Origin of the sequence: Arsenicibacter rosenii (assembly GCF_001870735.1) — a bacterium.
Taxonomy (GTDB): domain Bacteria; phylum Bacteroidota; class Bacteroidia; order Cytophagales; family Spirosomataceae; genus Arsenicibacter; species Arsenicibacter rosenii.
Genome location: NZ_MORL01000127.1, coordinates 1 through 1,601 on the forward strand (window position 1 = coordinate 1; position 1,601 = coordinate 1,601).

2 protein-coding genes are annotated in these 1,601 nt (G+C 43.5%); one reads left to right on the forward strand and one right to left on the reverse strand.

What is annotated here, in order from left to right; genetic code table 11:
- On the reverse strand, nt 1–232 hold a 232-nt coding region (locus BLX24_RS33530; protein WP_374755030.1), incomplete at its 3' end, for a hypothetical protein.
- A gap of 1,175 nt (nt 233–1,407) precedes the next feature.
- Between BLX24_RS33530 and BLX24_RS33060 the strand changes: the two genes are divergently transcribed.
- Nucleotides 1,408–1,601, forward strand: a 194-nt coding sequence (locus tag BLX24_RS33060) for a hypothetical protein (RefSeq protein ID WP_177225979.1), incomplete at its 3' end; no start/stop codon positions are given.

The window sequence follows — 1,601 nt, forward strand, 5'->3', positions numbered from 1 at the left end:
TTGCTCCGCTCCCCTGTCCGTTACCGCCCGCGACGGTTGTACCGGAAGTAGCCCCGGCTGCCCACTTCTGGATTCGATGATTGCCATTATCGCTAATATAAACCGCACCGGCGGGGTCTACAAAAACGCCGTAAGGAGTTGTCAGCTGACTTGCGCCGCTCCCGGAAGTACCCGGTCCGCTCCCGCCGGCAATCGTAGTTCCGGCAGTAACAGCCAGCGGAAAACTAGTCATGATAAAGGTAGCGCCCTGATACCAATCGACCTTACTTAATGACTGACTACTGGTAACTGATAAACTCGCAACATTCGCGCATGGTCCGTTTCCGACATTAATAAGGCTTACACTGGCCGGATTACACGTGACTGCCTTAACCGTACTGACAATCGCTGCATTTAGTAGTCCATACGCTCGACTGCTTCCAATTGCCTCATGAGTAACAACGTTTCCGATAATGGATTCCTCAAAAGAATTAACGCTGAGCCCTCCGGCTTTCGTAAGTGTTCCCGCCAGGCAAAAAACGATTAACAGAGAATACCTGACCGGGCAGAACTCACTTAGCAGAGATCGAAAATCGTAGCCGCCGCCTTGATCTGATCTACATTGGGTAAGTAAAAAAACACGCATTAGGTTGACTGAATTAAGTGATGTAGGATAATATATCCCGCTCACAAAATACCGCCAGCCGGCTTTAGGAAATCCGCCAAATAAGGCTCTGTTTCCGCCAATCAATGCCCCGAATCCGACAAATTACTTACTAACTGTCGGATTCGGGGCGGTGATAAAATAAACTATATATAAATGGGATAACAGCGCCTGTACAGGGCATCCGAGGCAGGGCAATATAAACGTCTGCATCAAGCTCAAGGATGAGCCAACGTTTACTCTTAAAGCAAGACGGTAGTGGTTGGGCTATGATATTTAACCTGGCTCTACATGATATCCGGCAATGGCTCCTTCAAGAAACCCCGATGGCCATTCAAAACCATTCAGACTGATTTTTTATGGTAAATGGTACTGTAGGATCACCATTTCCAGGCAATCAGGATATATGAACGAAAAAGACGAGGACGTTAAGAACTTAAAAACGATTTTCATTTCACTCAAATTCTGTAGGCACTCAGCTAAAATAGCACACCGTCGGTTTGAAGGCTACTTATGTCGGTTTAAGGGTATTATTTGTCAGATTAGTGGCATAAAATGTCGGACAAGTAACACAAATAATATCTTTTTTTGTGCTTAATAAATTATGAACGATTATTCACATTCATTTAAGTTCATCCCAGGCAACAAAAATAATTGCCAGATGCCGAAAGGGATTACATCCAATAGATCAATTTGAATAACACCGAAGCTATCGAAAACACCAGCCGTTACGAAAGATTCACCTAAAGTCACCTTAATGAATCATGAAAACAATTAAAAGTCTTTTGATTTACGATCAGAATAAGGAAGATATTAACCTCAATAAGCTATTAGACTCAATTCCATTACTTGAGGTTATCGAATCTACTTCCAGACCTGAAGCAGCAGTCAATATTTTGATTAATCAGCCGGTCGATCTTGTGTTTATTGTCATCAACTCAGACAATCATCCGGTCAT